Source organism: Escherichia albertii NBRC 107761 = DSM 17582 (genome assembly GCF_000759775.1).
Classification (GTDB): Bacteria; Pseudomonadota; Gammaproteobacteria; order Enterobacterales; family Enterobacteriaceae; genus Escherichia; species Escherichia albertii.
In genome coordinates this window covers 1-18633 of sequence record NZ_BBMY01000102.1, presented here as the reverse complement: position 1 = coordinate 18633, position 18633 = coordinate 1, and the positions used below count along the sequence as shown (strand labels likewise).

The 18633-nt window shown below is 50.5% G+C and carries 14 protein-coding genes, 1 tRNA gene and 1 pseudogene; 8 read left to right on the top strand and 8 right to left on the bottom strand.

Annotation, left to right across the window (positions count from 1 at the left end):
- A partial coding sequence (locus tag EA14781_RS16475; RefSeq protein WP_042335918.1) for an IS3 family transposase occupies positions 1 to 477 on the top strand: 477 nt, incomplete at its 5' end.
- A 7-nt stretch (positions 478 to 484) separates the two neighbouring features.
- Here the strand turns inward: EA14781_RS16475 and EA14781_RS16470 are convergent.
- The 3 genes and pseudogenes from EA14781_RS16470 to EA14781_RS16460 all read right to left on the bottom strand — a co-directional run.
- Positions 485 to 2341 (bottom strand): annotated as a pseudogene (locus EA14781_RS16470) (AAA domain-containing protein); the annotation flags it as partial.
- Positions 2342 to 2791: 450 nt separating this feature from the next.
- Complete coding sequence (locus EA14781_RS16465) at positions 2792 to 4057, bottom strand: tyrosine-type recombinase/integrase (protein ID WP_001218319.1); 1266 nt, start codon at positions 4055 to 4057, stop codon at positions 2792 to 2794.
- Between the two features lie 198 nt (positions 4058 to 4255).
- Positions 4256 to 4340, bottom strand: a tRNA-Leu gene (locus EA14781_RS16460).
- 195 nt (positions 4341 to 4535) lie between these two features.
- On the opposite strand from EA14781_RS16460, the gene ahr reads away from it, so the two are divergent.
- A complete protein-coding gene (ahr, locus tag EA14781_RS16455) occupies positions 4536 to 5555 on the top strand; it encodes an NADPH-dependent aldehyde reductase Ahr (protein ID WP_000061771.1) in 1020 nt (339 codons plus the stop codon).
- A 129-nt stretch (positions 5556 to 5684) separates the two neighbouring features.
- Positions 5685 to 7187, top strand: coding sequence for a helicase HerA-like C-terminal domain-containing protein (locus EA14781_RS16450; RefSeq protein WP_002430349.1), 1503 nt, complete (start codon positions 5685 to 5687; stop codon positions 7185 to 7187).
- A 188-nt stretch (positions 7188 to 7375) separates the two neighbouring features.
- Here the strand turns inward: EA14781_RS16450 and lptG are convergent, their stop codons facing one another.
- The 3 genes from lptG to ytgA all read right to left on the bottom strand — a co-directional run bounded on the left by lptG (position 7376) and on the right by ytgA (position 9671).
- On the bottom strand, positions 7376 to 8458 hold the full coding sequence (lptG, locus tag EA14781_RS16445) for an LPS export ABC transporter permease LptG (RefSeq protein ID WP_002430351.1): 1083 nt from the start codon (positions 8456 to 8458) through the stop codon (positions 7376 to 7378).
- Complete coding sequence (gene lptF, locus EA14781_RS16440) at positions 8458 to 9558, bottom strand: LPS export ABC transporter permease LptF (protein ID WP_000584125.1); 1101 nt, start codon at positions 9556 to 9558, stop codon at positions 8458 to 8460. The genes lptG and lptF overlap by 1 nt, the downstream gene beginning before the upstream one ends.
- A gap of 62 nt (positions 9559 to 9620) precedes the next feature.
- Entirely contained in the window at positions 9621 to 9671 is a 51-nt protein-coding gene (ytgA, locus tag EA14781_RS25450) for a protein YtgA (RefSeq protein ID WP_211180521.1), read from the bottom strand.
- 153 nt (positions 9672 to 9824) lie between these two features.
- Here ytgA and pepA point away from each other — a divergent pair, with 153 nt between their 5' ends.
- The 3 genes from pepA to valS all read left to right on the top strand — a co-directional run bounded on the left by pepA (position 9825) and on the right by valS (position 14983).
- Complete coding sequence (gene pepA, locus EA14781_RS16435) at positions 9825 to 11336, top strand: leucyl aminopeptidase (protein WP_000397144.1); 1512 nt, start codon at positions 9825 to 9827, stop codon at positions 11334 to 11336.
- A gap of 348 nt (positions 11337 to 11684) precedes the next feature.
- Positions 11685 to 12128, top strand: a complete 444-nt coding sequence (gene holC / locus EA14781_RS16430; protein WP_000786399.1) for a DNA polymerase III subunit chi — start codon at positions 11685 to 11687, stop codon at positions 12126 to 12128.
- On the top strand, positions 12128 to 14983 hold the full coding sequence (gene valS, locus EA14781_RS16425) for a valine--tRNA ligase (protein WP_000416430.1): 2856 nt from the start codon (positions 12128 to 12130) through the stop codon (positions 14981 to 14983). The genes holC and valS overlap by 1 nt, the downstream gene beginning before the upstream one ends.
- 46 nt (positions 14984 to 15029) lie before the next feature.
- On the opposite strand, the gene EA14781_RS16420 is transcribed toward valS, so the two are convergent.
- Positions 15030 to 16217, bottom strand: a complete 1188-nt coding sequence (locus EA14781_RS16420) for a YjgN family protein (RefSeq protein ID WP_001000744.1) — start codon at positions 16215 to 16217, stop codon at positions 15030 to 15032.
- 192 nt (positions 16218 to 16409) lie between these two features.
- Between EA14781_RS16420 and EA14781_RS16415 the strand changes: the two genes are divergently transcribed.
- Entirely contained in the window at positions 16410 to 16913 is a 504-nt protein-coding gene (locus EA14781_RS16415) for a GNAT family N-acetyltransferase (RefSeq protein WP_001103596.1), read from the top strand.
- Between the two features lie 176 nt (positions 16914 to 17089).
- On the opposite strand, the gene rraB is transcribed toward EA14781_RS16415, so the two are convergent.
- Positions 17090 to 17518 (bottom strand): ribonuclease E inhibitor RraB, encoded by a 429-nt coding sequence (gene rraB / locus EA14781_RS16410; RefSeq protein WP_000002944.1) that lies wholly within the window; start codon positions 17516 to 17518, stop codon positions 17090 to 17092.
- Positions 17519 to 17679: 161 nt separating this feature from the next.
- On the opposite strand from rraB, the gene argF reads away from it, so the two are divergent.
- On the top strand, positions 17680 to 18633 hold a 954-nt coding region (argF, locus tag EA14781_RS16405), incomplete at its 3' end, for an ornithine carbamoyltransferase (protein WP_042335916.1).

Below are 18633 nucleotides of genomic sequence, written 5' to 3'. Positions count from 1 at the left end.
TGGACGGGGAAACGTTGGGCATACCTTGCCGTTGTTCTCGACCTGTTTGCAAGGAAACCGGTAGGTTGGGCAATGTCGTTCTCTCCGGACAGCAGACTGACCATCAAAGCGCTGAAAATGGCCTGGGAAATCCGCAGTAAACCAGCCGGGGTAATGTTCCACAGCGATCAGGGCAGCCACTATACAAGCAGGCAGTTCCGGCAGTTACTGTGGCGTTACCAGATCAAACAGAGTCTGAGTCGACGAGGAAATTGCTGGGATAACAGCCCGATGGAGCGCTTCTTCAGGAGTCTGAAAAACGAGTGGATACCGGTGACGGGTTACATGAACTTCAGCGATGCTGCCCATGAAATAACGGACTATATCGTTGGGTATTACAACGCGCTCAGGCCGCACGAATATAACGGTGGGTTGCCACCAAATGAATCGGAAAACCGATACTGGAAAAACTCTAAAGCGGTGGCCAGTTTTTGTTGACCACTACATAGTGAGTCGTCAGTAAAAATGCAGGGAAGCGAATCTGTGTATCAGCCAGTTCATCGGCCTGTGAGAAGCTCAGTTCCTCGTCGCCCTCATACCCTAAATCAAGTGCCAGCCTCTGCCACTCCTGAACCGCCTGCTGTTCTTTAAGAAAGATTTCATGGGCGGAGTCAATCTGCTTCCGGTATGTTGTTTGCTCGCACTCAGCGGAATTGAGTAGCACATCAATATTACGTTCGATAGTTTCAGGATCAGACCACTGATTTCCTGCAATCAGCGCGCCTAATTTATCTTCGAGAAACAGCTGTATTTGGAACTGTCGCTTACTACGAACCGCCGGGAGCCAGGAAAATAATGAATAGATCAGTGATTCACCGGCGCGATATTTTTTCCATTCCGTTTTAGCACTCTTCAGTAGAGTGACTTTTTGTTCTTGTCCGGAAAGTAATTTATTTAAATTATCGAGATATTGCTCAATGTCGTTAGCAATAAGCTCACGCGCAGCCCGTACCTGGCTTAACGTTTGCCATGTTGCGTTCAGTCTTATCAGTTGCTCGGATTTTGCTGCCAACTGACCATGCAGGAGTTCAATGACCTTTTCAGGGGATGAACACTCTTTTTCAGGAAAAGCTGCCTTAGCTTTCTCCAGATAAAACAGCAGAGCATCCTCTACATACTCTTTTGACTCAACCTGGTTGAAGAAATCTTCAGTTTGATATTTTTTGGCTGCCTCAGCTTTACGACTGCTTGAGGGAAAATAAGCGCCGAAGCTTTTCAGCTCTGGCAACCATCGCCCGGCCATCACACCTGAACCTTGCGAAAAGTCTTTCCCGAATGCCTCAATAATGTTCGTTACAGCCTGGTTATTCGTTGAAGTCGCGATAATAACCGGAGGCTCAGATTTTTCGAGAGCCGCTCTGGCCCACTGCGTGGCGATGATAGAAAGCACCAGCGTGGTTTTTCCGGTTCCCGGAGGGCCATTAACAGCAAGGATATCGCCATGTCTTGCATCCAGAAAATGGCTTAAGGCATCGCGCTGAGCCTTTGCCAGCGGAAACTTATCTCCGGAGTGTCCAAGCCTGTCGCTGAATTTTGCTCCTGGGGCCAGCAAAGACTCTGCAGCATGAACCTCTCGCGAGGCGAAGCGATTGAAGAGCGGCACATCCTTCTTGCAAACAAGCAGGTGATCATAAAGCGAAAGGATATGGAAACTGGCACCGCCAGATTGCGCCGTTTTAACAATATAACCGTGCTCAGCGAGTTCATATTGCTCAGGATTTTTAATCCAGTCGCCGGCAACGTTCTTCAGCAGCCTTTCTGAATCATCCAGATATTGACACCACTCCTGCTGCAAGGCTGCATATCGTGCTTCCCGTTCTTCATCCGTTTCGGCAGTCTTATCAACACTGTCATCAAAGTCGATAGAGAACGAGGTATGGATTGTCTTGTATTTGTCATACTGCCCAATCTCACCAATCGAAAATGCTCCTTTTGGCAAAGGTTCAAGCAGGTCTCTGGGAATGGAGGTCGCTGGCGTCGGATATAAAAAACCCTCACGGCTTAGCAAGGCTGGCGTCACTATCGGGGTAACAATATCAGGCGCACCTGCAGAACGGTCCTTACCATGCTGCAGTAACCGGAAATAAACTTTTGGGCGCAAGATGACATCGACCGTTTCGACATCGTCTTTTTCTCCCTTAAAAAATTTACTGACAATCGCTTCGTCAAGACGTCCCGCTGCTATCCCATGCCAGTGAGTGAAATTTTTGGCGTCTTTCCGTTCAAAACTGCCCTTTCCTGACTCAGCATCCGCAAGCGAGTTGCGCCAGTATGAGGTAAACCCTAAAGCATTTTCATCCATTACCAGTCCTGTGACTCAATGAAATCCATTGATTTATCGAATATAAAACCACCATATGGACAACTATTGTCCATATTGAAAAAGTTGGATACAATGTTTTGTTTATAATTCGGTATAAAATGTACTGGTTGTACAAGGTTCAGAACACAAGCACATTCAACAGTACGTCAGGACTATTGATTTCATAACAGTGAATACATTTTTACCGTTTATAATGACTGCCTGTGTTGGACGAGGATACCAGAACAGCCGAAAACACCGGGGGTTATTACCTGCTCTCATGGAAACCAGATATTCCTGGTGCTAATCACAGTCATAAATAGCCTGAAGAACGTGACGAAGGGACTTTAATGGAAGCCGGAGTAACTTGTCAGAACATCAATCTTCGTCATCATTTTCAAAGAAAAATAATTAGTTAAAGCAGTCCGGGCAATCAGCCCGGACTGCTTACTATTTTAATGGATTGTTAATCTTTGCATATTCAAACGGACTGATACCCTTCTCCCGGTTCGCATCCAGAAAATCGGCCCACCATTGTAACATCAGTCGCCGTTCTTCCAGATGTTCTGCTTTATGGATATACGCGGCCCTCACTGAATTACGTTCCATGTGGCTCATCTGACGTTCCACTGCATCACGAGACCACAAACCCGACTCTATCAATGAACTACAGGCCATCGTCCTAAAACCATGCCCGCATACTTCCGTTTTCGTGTCATAGCCCATCACTCGTAAAGCCTTATTCACCGTGTTCTCACTCATAGGCTTATGCGGATCGTGATCACCCACAAAGATCAGCTCTCGATTCCCACTCAAACCTTTGATCTTTTCCAGAATAGCCAGCGCCTGACGAGACAAAGGCACAATATGAGTCGTCCGCATCTTCGAACCACGATGAGAATACTTAACGCCTTCCAGCGGTTCACGTTCACCAGGAATTGTCCACATAGCCGTTTCAAAATCCACTTCAGACCAGCGAGCAAAGCGCTGCTCGCTTGAGCGGATGAAAACCAACAAAGTCAGTTCAACCGCCAGTCGGGTTAACGGTCTACCAGAGTAGTGATCAATGCGGAGAAGTAATTCAGGTATACGGTTAAGCTCCAGAGCCGCACGGTGCTTTCTTTTCGCCGTAGCAATCGCACCGGCAATCTCTTGCGCAGGGTTATAGTCGATTAAACCACTCTGCACAGCAAATCGCATAATAGAGGTAGTACGCTGCTGTAAACGGGCGGCAACTTCGAGCCGCCCGGATGACTCGACGGCTTTGATGGGGATAAGCAGATCCCGTGTCTTCAATTCAGCAATGTTCCGCTTACCAATGGCTGAAAAGAGATTATCTTCCAGGCTTTTCAATACACGAGCACTGTGCGACTCAGACCACTTTTGATTGCTGACATGCCAGTCTCTGGCAACCACTTCAAAAGTTATCGCCTCTTGCTCCTGCTCTACCTTAACGGCTTTCCTGTTTTCACTGGGATCGACGCCATTAGCTAACAGCTTACGGGCCTCATCCCGGCGTGCCCGTGCATCCGCCAACGACACTTCAGGGTATTTCCCCAGCGCCAGCATCTTTTCTTTTCCAGCAAAGCGATAACGTAGCCGCCAATATTTAGAACCATTAGGATGAACCAGCAAAACCATGCCTTCACCGTCAGTAAGTTTATAGGCTTTAGCTTCAGGCTTTGCCGAACGAACTTTCACATCACTCAGAGCCATGATGAGTATCCTTTCAAGGGTTCTGTGCGGGTACAAACATTATCGAACCGGGATATACCCGCAGATGTACCCACATCAGTAAGTTGATGTAGATTGAATCAGGTTGACTTAGGTTAAGTGAAAAAGCGAGGAAAGCCTTGCGGATACTGGATCTCAGGCACAAAAAAAGACGTCCGTTGACGTCTATTGATGCTTCGATGGTGCCGAAGGCCGGACTCGAACCGGCACGTATTTCTACGGTTGATTTTGAATCAACTGCGTCTACCGATTTCGCCACTTCGGCACTGAAGAGGTATGCGGAAAACGCTGTGAATTATACCTGTCACGCGCCACCATGCAAGCGCCAGCTTGCACCTGCCTTGCTAAGTGCTGAAAATTTCAGCATTGTCTTCGGCGATGTGTAATCTTTATCACACTCCAGGCGCCCCGCCCGACCATACTCTACACTTCCCTGACAACACCAGAGAAGGACAAAACCATGTCGATGATAAAAAGCTATGCCGCAAAAGAGGCTGGCGGCGAACTGGAAGTTTATGAATACGATCCCGGTGAACTGAAGCCACAAGATGTCGAAGTGCAGGTGGATTACTGCGGGATTTGCCATTCCGATCTGTCGATGATCGATAACGAATGGGGATTTTCACAATACCCGTTGGTTGCCGGGCATGAGGTGATTGGGCGCGTGGTTGCATTAGGTAGCGCCGCGCAAAATAAAGGCTTGCAGATTGGTCAGCGAGTCGGGGTTGGCTGGACGGCGCGTAGCTGTGGTCACTGTGATGCCTGTATTAGCGGCAATCAGATCAACTGCGAGCAAGGCGTGGTGCCGACGATTATGAATCACGGCGGCTTTGCCGAGAAGTTGCGTGCGGACTGGCAATGGGTGATTCCGCTGCCGGAAAATATCGATATCGAGTCAGCCGGGCCGCTGTTGTGCGGTGGCATCACGGTCTTTAAACCGCTGTTAATGCACCATATTACCGCCACCAGCCGCGTCGGGGTGATTGGCATTGGCGGGCTGGGGCATATCGCCATTAAGCTTTTGCACGCGATGGGATGTGAGGTGACCGCCTTTAGTTCAAACCCAGCAAAAGAGCAGGAAGTGCTGGCAATGGGCGCTGATAAAGTAGTGAACAGCCGCGATCCTCAGGCACTGAAAGCTCTGGCGGGTCAGTTCGATCTCATTATCAACACCGTCAATGTTAGCCTCGACTGGCAGCCTTATTTTGAGGCGCTGACCTATGGCGGCAATTTTCACACGGTCGGTGCGGTGCTGACGCCGCTGTCTGTTCCGGCCTTTACATTGATTGTAGGCGATCGCAGTGTCTCAGGTTCAGCTACCGGCACGCCTTACGAACTGCGTAAGCTGATGCGCTTCGCCGCCCGCAGTAAGGTTGCGCCAACCATCGAACTGTTCCCGATGTCAAAAATTAACGATGCCATACAGCATGTACGCGACGGTAAGGCACGTTATCGGGTGGTGTTGAAAGCCGACTTCTAATCCCTTTGCCGGGTGTCTGCCGCCCGGCGATAAAATCTCTTTGGAAGGCGTCTCGCAATCTGCTGAATTTACCGGTGAAGAGTGCACAGCCGTTGCCTATACTCCAGGCAGGAAACTGGAGGAAATCTCATGAGCGCCCCCCTGTTAATTGCCCGCACGCCGGACACAGAACTATTTTTACTGCCGGGTATGGCTAACCGTCACGGGCTGATTACTGGCGCAACGGGGACGGGCAAAACCGTTACGCTGCAAAAACTGGCGGAGTCACTGTCGGAAATCGGTGTTCCGGTGTTTATGGCCGATGTGAAAGGTGATTTAACGGGAGTAGCGGAGGAAGGTACATCTTCGGAAAAACTGCTCGCAAGGCTGAAAAATATCGGCGTCAATAACTGGCAACCGCATGCCAATCCGGTGGTGGTGTGGGATATCTTTGGCGAGAAAGGCCATCCGGTACGCGCGACGGTCTCGGATCTGGGGCCGCTATTGCTGGCGCGGCTATTAAATCTCAACGATGTGCAATCCGGCGTGCTGAATATTATCTTCCGCATTGCCGACGATCAGGGATTGTTGCTGCTCGACTTTAAAGATCTGCGGGCAATTACTCAGTACATCGGCGATAACGCCAAATCCTTCCAGAATCAGTATGGGAATATCAGTAGCGCATCGATTGGCGCAATCCAGCGCAGGCTGCTGTCGCTGGAACAGCAAGGCGCCGCGCACTTCTTTGGCGAGCCGATGCTGGACATCAAAGACTGGATACGTACCGATGCCAACGGAAAAGGGGTCATCAATATCCTCAGCGCAGAAAAGCTTTATCAGATGCCGAAACTGTACGCCACCAGTCTGCTATGGACGCTCTCGGAGTTGTATGAGCAACTACCGGAAGCGGGCGATCTGGAGAAACCGAAACTGGTGTTTTTCTTCGATGAAGCACACCTGCTGTTTAACGATGCTCCGCAGGTGCTGCTGGATAAGATTGAGCAAGTGATACGACTTATCCGCTCGAAAGGCGTAGGCGTCTGGTTCGTCTCGCAAAATCCGTCCGATATTCCTGATAATGTACTTGGGCAGTTGGGAAACCGTGTTCAGCACGCCCTTCGCGCTTTTACGCCGAAAGATCAAAAAGCAGTGAAAGCGGCGGCGCAAACAATGCGTGCCAATCCGGCATTTGATACCGAAAAGGCGATTCAGGAGCTGGGGACCGGCGAGGCATTAATCTCGCTTCTGGATGCAAAAGGGAGTCCGTCGGTGGTAGAGCGGGCGATGGTGATTGCGCCATGTTCGCGGATGGGACCAGTGACGGAAGATGAGCGAAATGACCTGATTAACCACTCTCCGGTGTATGGCAAGTATGAAGATGGCGTGGATCGGGAATCCGCGTATGAGATGCTGCAAAAAGGCGTGCAGGCGAATACCGGGCAGCAAAATAATCCTCCTGCCAAAGGGAAAGAAATGGCAGTGGATAACGGTATTCTTAGTGGATTAAAAGATATTTTATTTGGCACGACCGGGCCGCGCGGCGGGAAGAAAGACGGTGTGGTACAAACGATGGCAAAAAGCGCCGCCCGCCAGGTGACAAATCAGATTGTGCGCGGTGTGCTGGGGAGTTTGCTCGGGGGGAGAAAAAGGTAAGCCAAGTGCGTTTTGCCTTTGCCTGATGCGACGCTGACGCCTCTTATCAGGCCTACGCCACTGCAATATATTAAATTTGCATGTTTTTGTGAGCTGGACAAGGCGTTCACGCCGCATTCGGCATGAACAAATCGCACTTTGCTAACAATAATAAAGGGAGCTTTCGCTCCCTTTATTCGGTCATCTGTTTACGATTTTCTCATTAACAGCCACAGGCTGATTACGAAGAAGCTGGCACTTGGTAGCAATGCGCCGATGATCGGCGGAATACCGTAAACCAGCGTTAGTGGGCCAAAGATCTGGTCCAGTACGTAGAACACGAAGCCAAAGCTGATACCGGTGACCACACGCACGCCCATCGGTACGCTACGCAGTGGGCCGAAAATGAACGACAGCGCCATCAGCATCATCACCGCCACAGAAAGCGGCTGGAATATTTTGCTCCACATGTTGAGCTGATAACGCCCGGCGTCCTGGCCGCTAGATTTCAGATACTTCACATAGTTGTGCAAACCGCTGATAGAGAGTGCATCCGGGTCCAGAGCCACCACGCCCAGTTTGTCTGGCGTGAGATTAGTTTTCCAGGTGCCGCTCACAGTCTGCGAACCAGTTATCTGTTTTGGATTAGTCAGATCAGATTCATCAACCTGCGACAGGCGCCAGACTTTATGCTCGGGATCAAACTTCGCAGAGGCAGCATAGCGTACTGATTGCAAACGACGATTTTCGTTAAAGGCATAAATACTGATACCGCCTAACTCTTCATCGCCTTTTACCCGCTCGATATAAACAAAATTGTTACCATCTTTCGCCCATAAACCTTGCTGAGTAGAGAGCAACGAGCCGCCGTACATTGCCTGCGCACGGTAATTACGCGCCATCTGTTCACCCTGCGGCGCGATCCACTCACCCATCGCCATCGTCAGCAATACCAGTGGAATAGCGGTTTTCATTACCGACAGCGCCACCTGCATACGAGTAAAACCAGAAGCCTGCATCACCACCAGTTCACTACGTTGAGCCAACATCCCCAACCCGAGCAACGCGCCTAGCAAAGCCGCCATCGGAAAGAAGATTTGTACATCTTTCGGCACGCTAAGCAGGGTATACATCCCGGCGCCTAATGCGTCGTAGCTCCCCTGCCCGGCTTTTTTCAACTGATCGACAAACTTGATAATGCCGGAGAGCGACACCAGCATGAACAGCATCATCATGATGGTGGTGAAAATGGTTTTACCGATATAGCGGTCAAGTACGCCAAAAGCTTGCATCACACCGCTCCTTTACGCGAAAAACTGGCGCGCAGACGGCGGACCGGCACCGTATCCCAAAGGTTCAGAACAATCGCCAGCACCAGATAAATCAGGTTAACAGTCCACATCCACAGCGTCGGGTCCAGCTTGCCCTTACCGCCGTTAGATTTCAGAGACGTTTGGATCAGGAAGAACAGCAGATACAGCAACATCGCTGGCAGCATTGACAGGACACGCCCCTGACGCGGATTAACCACACTCAGCGGCACAACCATCAGCGCCATCATAAATACATTAAATATCAACGTGATGCGCCAGTTCAGCTCCGCGCGAGCACGCGTAGTATCGGTGTTCCACAGCGTGCGCATGTCCATCTGGTCGGTATCGTTTGGATCCAGCGCCACCGCCTGGTGGCCAATGATTGCCTGATAATCCTGAAAGTCCGTAATGCGGAAATCACGCAGTAGCGCGGTTCCTTCGAAACGCGTTCCCTGATTGAGGGTAACGACCTGGGAACCATCGCGCAGTTGGGTTAAATGCCCGGAATCTGCCACTACCACAGAAGGGCGTGCATTGCCTTTTGGACGAATTTGCGCGAGGAACACATCTTTGAAATTGCTGCCGTCAACGCTTTCAATAAACAGTACCGAACTACCGTTAGTCGCCTGCTGGAATTGCCCTTGCGCCAGCGCCGCCATACCCGGGTTAGCTTTCGCTTCCGCCAGAACTTCGTCCTGATGGCGCGATGACCACGGCCCGGCCCACATAACGTTAACCGCCGCAACAATCGCTGTGAACACTGCGAGGATCATCGCCGCTTTCACCAGAACCGCTTTGCTTAGGCCGCAGGCATGCATTACCGTAATTTCACTTTCGGTATACAGTTTGCCCAACGTCATCAATAGCCCGAGAAACAGGCTTAGTGGCAGGATAAGCTGCGCCATTTCCGGCACGCCCAGTCCGAGAAGGGAGAGCACCAGATTCGCTGGAATATCGCCGTCAACCGCTGCGCCGAGGATCCTCACTAACTTTTGACAGAAGAAGATCAAAAGCAAGATGAAGAGTATCGCCAGCTGGCTTTTGAGCGTCTCCCGTACCAGATATCTTATGATTATCACTTTAAATACGCCCGTAAAAACTCGTCTTTTGCAGGATTTTAGCTTGTTTCATGGCTTAAACGTCATTTATTCTCTTGAGTCGTCGAAATCGTCGCTAAGATAATTATACTCAACGGAATCACCTCTCAGATTTTGTTCTGACGTGCCAATGCCGTAATAACGTTAAGATTAACACGAAGTCATCGCAACAGCGGACATGAGTTACGAAAGCTTGCAATTCTATCTGTAGCCACCGCCGTTGTCTTTAAGATTCAGGAGCGTAGTGCATGGAGTTTAGTGTAAAAAGCGGTAGCCCGGAGAAACAGCGGAGTGCCTGCATCGTCGTGGGCGTCTTCGAACCACGTCGCCTTTCTCCGATTGCAGAACAGCTCGATAAAATCAGCGATGGGTACATCAGCGCCCTGCTACGTCGGGGCGAACTGGAAGGAAAACCGGGGCAGACATTGTTGCTGCACCATGTGCCAAACGTACTTTCCGAGCGCATCCTCCTTATTGGTTGCGGCAAAGAACGTGAGCTGGATGAGCGTCAGTACAAGCAGGTTATTCAGAAAACCATTAATACGCTGAATGATACTGGCTCAATGGAAGCGGTCTGCTTTCTGACTGAACTGCACGTTAAAGGCCGTAACAACTACTGGAAAGTGCGTCAGGCTGTCGAGACGGCAAAAGAGACGCTCTACAGTTTCGATCAGTTGAAAACCAACAAGAGCGAGCCGCGTCGTCCGCTGCGTAAAATGGTGTTCAACGTGCCGACCCGCCGTGAGCTGACCAGCGGCGAGCGCGCGATCCAACACGGTCTGGCGATTGCGGCAGGCATTAAAGCTGCGAAAGATCTCGGCAATATGCCGCCGAATATCTGTAACGCCGCCTACCTCGCCTCTCAGGCGCGCCAGTTGGCTGACAGCTACAGTAAGAATGTCATTACCCGTGTTATCGGCGAGCAGCAGATGAAAGAGCTGGGAATGCACTCTTATCTGGCGGTCGGTCAGGGCTCGCAAAACGAATCGCTGATGTCGGTTATTGAGTACAAGGGCAACGCGTCGGAAGATGCGCGCCCGATTGTGCTGGTGGGTAAAGGTTTAACCTTCGACTCTGGCGGTATCTCTATCAAGCCTTCAGAAGGCATGGATGAGATGAAGTACGATATGTGCGGTGCGGCAGCGGTTTACGGCGTGATGCGCATGGTCGCGGAGCTGCAACTGCCGATTAACGTTATCGGCGTACTGGCAGGCTGCGAAAATATGCCTGGCGGGCGTGCCTATCGTCCGGGCGATGTGTTAACCACCATGTCCGGTCAAACCGTAGAAGTGCTAAACACCGACGCCGAAGGCCGCCTGGTACTGTGCGACGTGTTAACCTATGTTGAGCGTTTTGAGCCGGAAGCGGTGATTGACGTCGCAACATTGACTGGCGCTTGCGTTATCGCGCTGGGCCATCACATCACAGGTCTGATGGCAAACCATAACCCGCTGGCCCATGAGCTGATTGCCGCGTCTGAACAATCCGGTGACCGCGCATGGCGTTTACCACTGGGTGATGAGTATCAGGAGCAACTGGAGTCCAATTTTGCCGATATGGCGAATATTGGCGGACGTCCAGGCGGGGCGATTACCGCGGGTTGTTTCCTGTCGCGCTTTACCCGTAAGTACAACTGGGCGCACCTGGATATCGCCGGAACCGCCTGGCGTTCTGGCAAGGCAAAAGGCGCAACCGGTCGTCCGGTAGCGTTGCTGGCACAGTTCCTGCTAAACCGCGCCGGATTTAACGGCGAAGAGTAATTGCATCAGGCATTGTTATTGTCGGATGCGGCGTAAACGCCTTGTCCGGCCTACACAGCACTGAACTCGTAGGCCTGATAAGACGCGATAGCGTCGCATCAGGCATTGTTGTTATTGCCGGATGCGGCGTAAACGCCTTATCCGACCTACACAGCACTGAACTCGTAAGCCTGATAAGACGCGATAGCGTCGCATCAGGCATTGTTGTTATTGTCGGATGCGGCATAAACGCCTTATCCGACCTACACAGCACTGAACTCGTAGGCCTGATAAGACGCGACAGCGTCGCATCAGGCAATACGGTGTTTACCTGATGTGTATTTAAATCCACCACAAGAAGCCCCATATATGAAAAACGCAACGTTCTACCTTCTGGACAATGACACCACCGTCGATGGCTTAAGCGCCGTTGAGCAGTTGGTGTGTGAAATTGCCGCAGAACGTTGGCGCAGTGGTAAGCGCGTACTCATCGCCTGTGAAGATGAAAAGCAGGCTTACAGACTGGATGAAGCCCTGTGGGCGCGTCCGGCAGAAAGCTTTGTTCCGCATAATTTAGCGGGAGAAGGACCGCGCGGCGGTGCGCCGGTGGAGATCGCCTGGCCGCAAAAGCGCAGCAGCAGCCCGCGCGATATATTGATTAGTCTGCGAACAAGCTTTGCAGATTTTGCCACCGCTTTCACAGAAGTGGTAGACTTCGTTCCTTATGAAGATTCTCTGAAACAACTGGCGCGCGAACGCTATAAAGCCTACCGCGTGGCTGGTTTCAACCTGAATACGGCAACCTGGAAATAATGGAAAAGACATATAACCCACAAGATATCGAACAGCCGCTTTACGAGCACTGGGAAAAGCAGGGCTACTTTAAGCCTAATGGCGATGAAAGCCAGGAAAGTTTCTGCATCATGATCCCGCCGCCGAACGTCACCGGCAGTTTGCATATGGGTCACGCCTTCCAGCAAACCATCATGGATACCATGATCCGCTATCAGCGCATGCAGGGTAAAAACACCCTGTGGCAGGTCGGTACTGACCACGCCGGGATCGCTACCCAGATGGTCGTTGAGCGCAAGATTGCCGCAGAAGAAGGTAAAACCCGTCACGACTACGGCCGCGAAGCTTTCATCGACAAAATCTGGGAATGGAAAGCGGAATCCGGCGGCACCATTACCCGTCAGATGCGCCGTCTCGGCAACTCCGTCGACTGGGAGCGTGAACGCTTCACCATGGACGAAGGCCTGTCCAATGCGGTGAAAGAAGTTTTCGTTCGTCTGTATAAAGAAGACCTGATTTACCGTGGCAAGCGCCTGGTAAACTGGGACCCGAAACTGCGTACCGCTATCTCCGACCTTGAAGTGGAAAACCGCGAATCGAAAGGTTCGATGTGGCACATCCGCTATCCGCTGGCTGACGGCGCGAAAACCGCAGACGGTAAAGATTATCTGGTGGTTGCGACCACCCGCCCGGAAACCCTGCTGGGCGATACCGGCGTGGCCGTTAACCCGGAAGATCCGCGTTACAAAGATCTGATTGGCAAATATGTCATTCTGCCGCTGGTTAACCGCCGTATTCCGATCGTTGGCGATGAACACGCCGACATGGAAAAAGGCACCGGCTGCGTGAAGATCACTCCGGCGCACGACTTTAACGACTATGAAGTCGGTAAGCGTCATAGCCTGCCAATGATCAACATTCTGACCTTTGACGGTGATATCCGTGAAAGCGCTCAGGTGTTCGATACCAAAGGTAATGAATCCGACGTTTATTCCAGCGAGATCCCGGCTGAATTCCAGAAACTGGAGCGTTTTGCTGCACGTAAAGCAGTCGTTGCTGCGGTTGACGCGCTCGGCCTGCTGGAAGAAATTAAACCGCACGACCTGACCGTTCCTTATGGCGACCGTGGCGGCGTGGTTATCGAACCGATGCTGACCGACCAGTGGTACGTGCGTGCCGATGTACTGGCGAAACCGGCAGTTGAAGCGGTTGAGAACGGCGACATTCAGTTCGTACCGAAGCAGTACGAAAACATGTATTTCTCCTGGATGCGCGATATTCAGGACTGGTGTATCTCTCGTCAGCTATGGTGGGGTCACCGTATCCCGGCATGGTATGACGAAGCGGGTAATGTTTATGTTGGCCGCAACGAAGACGAAGTGCGTAAAGAAAATAACCTCGGTGCCGACGTTGCCCTGCGTCAGGATGAAGACGTTCTCGACACCTGGTTCTCCTCTGCGCTGTGGACTTTCTCCACGCTCGGCTGGCCGGAAAACACCGACGCCCTGCGTCAGTTCCACCCAACCAGCGTGATGGTATCCGGCTTCGACATCATCTTCTTCTGGATTGCCCGCATGATCATGATGACCATGCACTTCATCAAAGATGAAAATGGCAAGCCGCAGGTGCCGTTCCACACCGTTTACATGACCGGTCTGATTCGTGACGACGAAGGCCAGAAGATGTCTAAATCCAAGGGTAACGTTATCGACCCGCTGGATATGGTTGACGGTATTTCGCTGCCAGAACTGCTGGAAAAACGTACCGGCAATATGATGCAGCCGCAGCTGGCGGACAAAATCCGTAAGCGCACCGAGAAGCAGTTCCCGAACGGCATTGAGCCGCACGGTACTGACGCTCTGCGCTTCACCCTGGCGGCGCTGGCTTCTACCGGTCGTGACATCAACTGGGATATGAAGCGCCTGGAAGGTTACCGTAACTTCTGTAACAAGCTGTGGAACGCCAGCCGCTTTGTACTGATGAACACTGAAGGTCAGGATTGCGGCTTCAACGGCGGCGAAATGACGCTGTCGCTGGCGGACCGCTGGATTCTGGCGGAGTTCAACCAGACTATCAAAGCGTACCGCGAAGCGCTGGACAGCTTCCGCTTCGATATAGCCGCAGGCATTCTGTATGAATTCACCTGGAACCAATTCTGTGACTGGTATCTGGAGCTGACCAAGCCGGTAATGAACGGTGGCACCGAAGACGAACTGCGCGGTACTCGCCATACGCTGGTGACCGTGCTGGAAGGTCTGCTGCGCCTCGCGCATCCGATCATTCCGTTCATCACCGAAACCATCTGGCAGCGTGTGAAAGTGCTTTGCGGCATCACTGCTGACACCATCATGCTGCAACCGTTCCCTCAGTACGATGCGTCTCAGGTTGATGAAGCGGCACTGGCTGACACCGAGTGGCTGAAGCAGGCGATCGTTGCGGTACGTAATATTCGCGCGGAAATGAACATCGCCCCGGGTAAACCGCTGGAGCTGCTGTTGCGTGGTTGCAGCGCGGATGCAGAGCGTCGTGTAAACGAAAACCGTGGCTTCCTGCAAACGCTGGCTCGCCTGGAAAGCATCACCGTGCTGTCTGCCGATGACAAAGGTCCGGTTTCCGTTACTAAGATCGTCGACGGCGCAGAACTGCTAATCCCGATGGCGGGTCTCATCAACAAAGAAGATGAGCTGGCACGTCTGGCGAAAGAAGTGGCGAAGATTGAAGGTGAAATCAGCCGCATCGAGAACAAGTTGGCGAATGAAGGCTTTGTGTCCCGCGCGCCGGAAGCAGTTATCGCGAAAGAGCGTGAAAAGCTGGAAGGCTATGCGGAAGCAAAAGCGAAACTGATTGAGCAGCAGGCAGTTATCGCCGCGCTGTAATATTCACTATACAAACGAAGGCCGGAGCATGCTCCGGCCTTTTTATTTAAATAAACGGAACATACAGCATAATACCGCGAGATATCCACATTAACGGACCGCTATCCTGCGGTTTGTCATCATTGGTTAACTCCAGCGAATCAAGGTCACCTTGAACGTGGGTATTGTTGGCAATCCAGCTAACCATCCACATTTTTAGCCAGGGATAAGCCAGGCCACAGGTGACTGAGGAACCTATTAATACAGCAAACATGCGCAGAAGTATACCGAACGTGGTAATGGACGAATGAAAACGGATTGTTCCATTTGCCAGCGCCAGATTATTCAGAAACAGATTGCGTAACGTGGCATAGAGATAACTGGCAAAAACAAGAATCGCGACGAAATAAAGGAAATAGGAAGCCATGATCTGCGAGTAATATTGCATAATGAGCTCGCCACCTGCATCAGTTCGTCCCAACATGCTCATCATCATTAACTGCTGGAATACTGGCGCAATCATAATACCGATCACAACAATGAACGGAACCAGGGTTAATATTGCAAGCATACATCCTTTAACACAATCTTTGACGCTTACCTTAATGGAAAATTGATGAACGCCAAATTTTGAGTTATTACCTAACAATGGCATCCATTTACTATAGGTAACACCATGAATAACGCCCAGCCCGACGACAGAAAGTAAACTTAACATCACTAAGTTAAAGAATAATCCTCCTATCGATGTCGTTACTTGCGCAATAAGATACAGAATGAACCAAAAAGCTAACGCCAACAGAACAGGCAGCCCTAACATAACCCACCATGCACGGAGCATAGAGCAGTTAAAGCCAAAGCGAATGCCATTTAGTGAGGTCATGTTCGCCTGATACTGCAGACTCTTTACTGCCATACATGGAATACCGCAGATCAAGAGCGCAAACAGGAGCCCCCCCAGCGCAAAGTGTTGACTTGAAAAACAAAAAACACTTAGAAAATAAACCACCATAAGGAATAAAAAACTAATAAAAATAGCACCTCCAGTACCCTTATAACTAAAGGATTGCCCCTTGAGCATCACGTGTTGATAAATATAACGACGGCATTTCACCAATGCCCATGGCCCATAGATACCCAGAGTAATAATTGTCAGTAAAAAATTCACAAGACAAATAAGAAAATACTCACCACCTTTACCGGTGAATACAAATGAGTGACGAGAGTTATCTTTCCCGATGGTTACATCATTCATGAATCATATCCCTAAAATAAATTCCATTCATATAGATAATAATTCCAGCACTGTAGTACTGGTCTGTCTAGAATACGCTTTCTTAAAGAGATCTATGCTTAATATTTTCTGATTTATCTTCTTCTTGCACCACATAAGTTAGGGTGGTATTAAAGTGAGCTATAAATCATACATTTTAAATTGAGCTATGCTATGAATGTCGTCATTTCGCCCACACTCCGTTTACGCAAACTTACTGCTGCCGATAATGCAGCCATCGCCAGCGTCATCCGCCAGGTTTCTGCAGAGTATGGCCTTACCGCTGATAAAGGCTACACCGTCGCCGATCCGAATCTCGACGAGTTGTATCAAATGTATAGCCTGCCAGGTCACGCTTATTGGGTGGTTGAACATGATGGTCAAGTTGCAGGCGGTGGTGGAATTGCGCCACTAACGGGTAGTGAATCGGACATTTGCGAACTGCAAAAAATGTATTTTCTTCCAGACATTCGCGGTAAAGGGTTGGCGAAAAAACTGGCTTTAATGGCGATGGAGCAGGCGCGAGAAATGGGCTTCAAACGCTGCTATCTGGAAACAACAGCTTTTCTGACAGACGCTATTGCTCTGTATGAACATTTAGGTTTTCAACATATCGACTACGCGCTTGGCTGTACGGGCCATGTGGATTGTGAAGTGCGGATGCTGCGCGAACTCTAAAAAATGCCCGCCAGTTCATACTATCGGGCATCCGATCAATAACAATGTACTTTTTGTGTATGCCGGATGCGGCGTGAACGTCTTATCCGGCATACAAATTCAATAGATTGCAGGAACCTCGTAGACCTGATAAGCGTAGCGCATCAGGTAATTTTGCATTTGTCGTCAACGCTTAATTAGTGGCGGACGCCGTCATCATCTTCGTCGACAAAATCGTCATCGTCGCCGTCTTCACCATCAGGATCTTCAAAGTAAGTCCCCCAACCGTCGTACTCAACGTCGAATTTCTCCGCCAGTGTCATCAGTTGCTCAACCTGAGCGTCAATCAGCTCGGCATTCAACGCACACTCGCTGAGAATGTCACAGCAAATCACGATATCGCCATCTTCTACTTCCAGTTCTTCTGGATCGGTCACTTCATAACCCAGTTTAAATGCTTCAACCGCGGCTTTTTCCAGTGTTTCCAGATCGTCTGCGGAAAGGTGGTGCTCAATGGTATATAGCGCGTCTGGATCGCTACCATCTTCCAGTAATTCTTCGATAATCAAACGCGTTTCTTCACGTTGTTCTTCCAGTTGTTCTTCCAGTTGTTCCGGGTTTGCCATGGCTCATTCCTCTTAATGTCCTGCCGATACTCTTATTGTCACACACCACTGACATTGCCTCCACCTTTGTGACAAAGATTTATGCTTTAGATTTGCAAATGAATAATAATACATATAAAGTGAATTTTAATTCACTACGACGTCAGCCACAGGAGGGACCTATGTCCGGGTTTTATCATAAGCATTTCCTGAAATTACTTGATTTCACGCCAGCGGAACTCAATAGCCTGCTCCAGTTAGCCGCGAAACTGAAAGCTGATAAGAAAAACGGCAAAGAAGAAGCCAAACTCACGGGTAAAAATATCGCGCTCATCTTCGAAAAAGACTCGACCCGTACTCGATGCTCTTTCGAAGTTGCCGCATATGATCAGGGCGCACGCGTCACTTACCTCGGCCCAAGCGGCAGTCAGATTGGTCATAAAGAATCGATTAAGGATACCGCCCGCGTACTTGGTCGGATGTATGACGGTATTCAGTATCGCGGCTATGGTCAGGAGATTGTCGAAACGCTGGCGGAATATGCAGGTGTGCCAGTCTGGAACGGTCTGACCAATGAGTTTCACCCAACACAGCTTCTGGCGGATCTGCTGACCATGCAGGAGCATTTACCGGGTAAAGCGTTTAATGAAATGACGCTGGTCTATACCGGAGATGCGCGTAATAACATGGGCAACTCAATGCTGGAAGCGGCGGCGCTGACTGGCCTGGATCTGCGGCTGGTCGCCCCGCAAGCGTGCTGGCCGGAAGCCTCACTGGTTACCGAATGCCGCGCGCTGGCACAGAAACATGGCGGAAATATCACCCTGACGGAAGATGTTGCGGCAGGCGTTAAAGATGCCGACTTTATCTACACGGATGTGTGGGTGTCGATGGGAGAAGCGAAAGAGAAATGGGCTGAACGCATCGCGTTACTGCGTGATTATCAAGTGAATAGCAAGATGCTGCAGCTCACCGGTAACCCGCAGGTTAAATTTCTGCACTGCCTGCCCGCCTTTCATGACGCTCAAACGACGCAGGGCAAAAAGATGGCTGAAGAATTTGGTCTGCATGGTGGAATGGAAGTCACTGATGAAGTTTTTGAATCTGCCGCCAGTATTGTCTTTGATCAGGCGGAA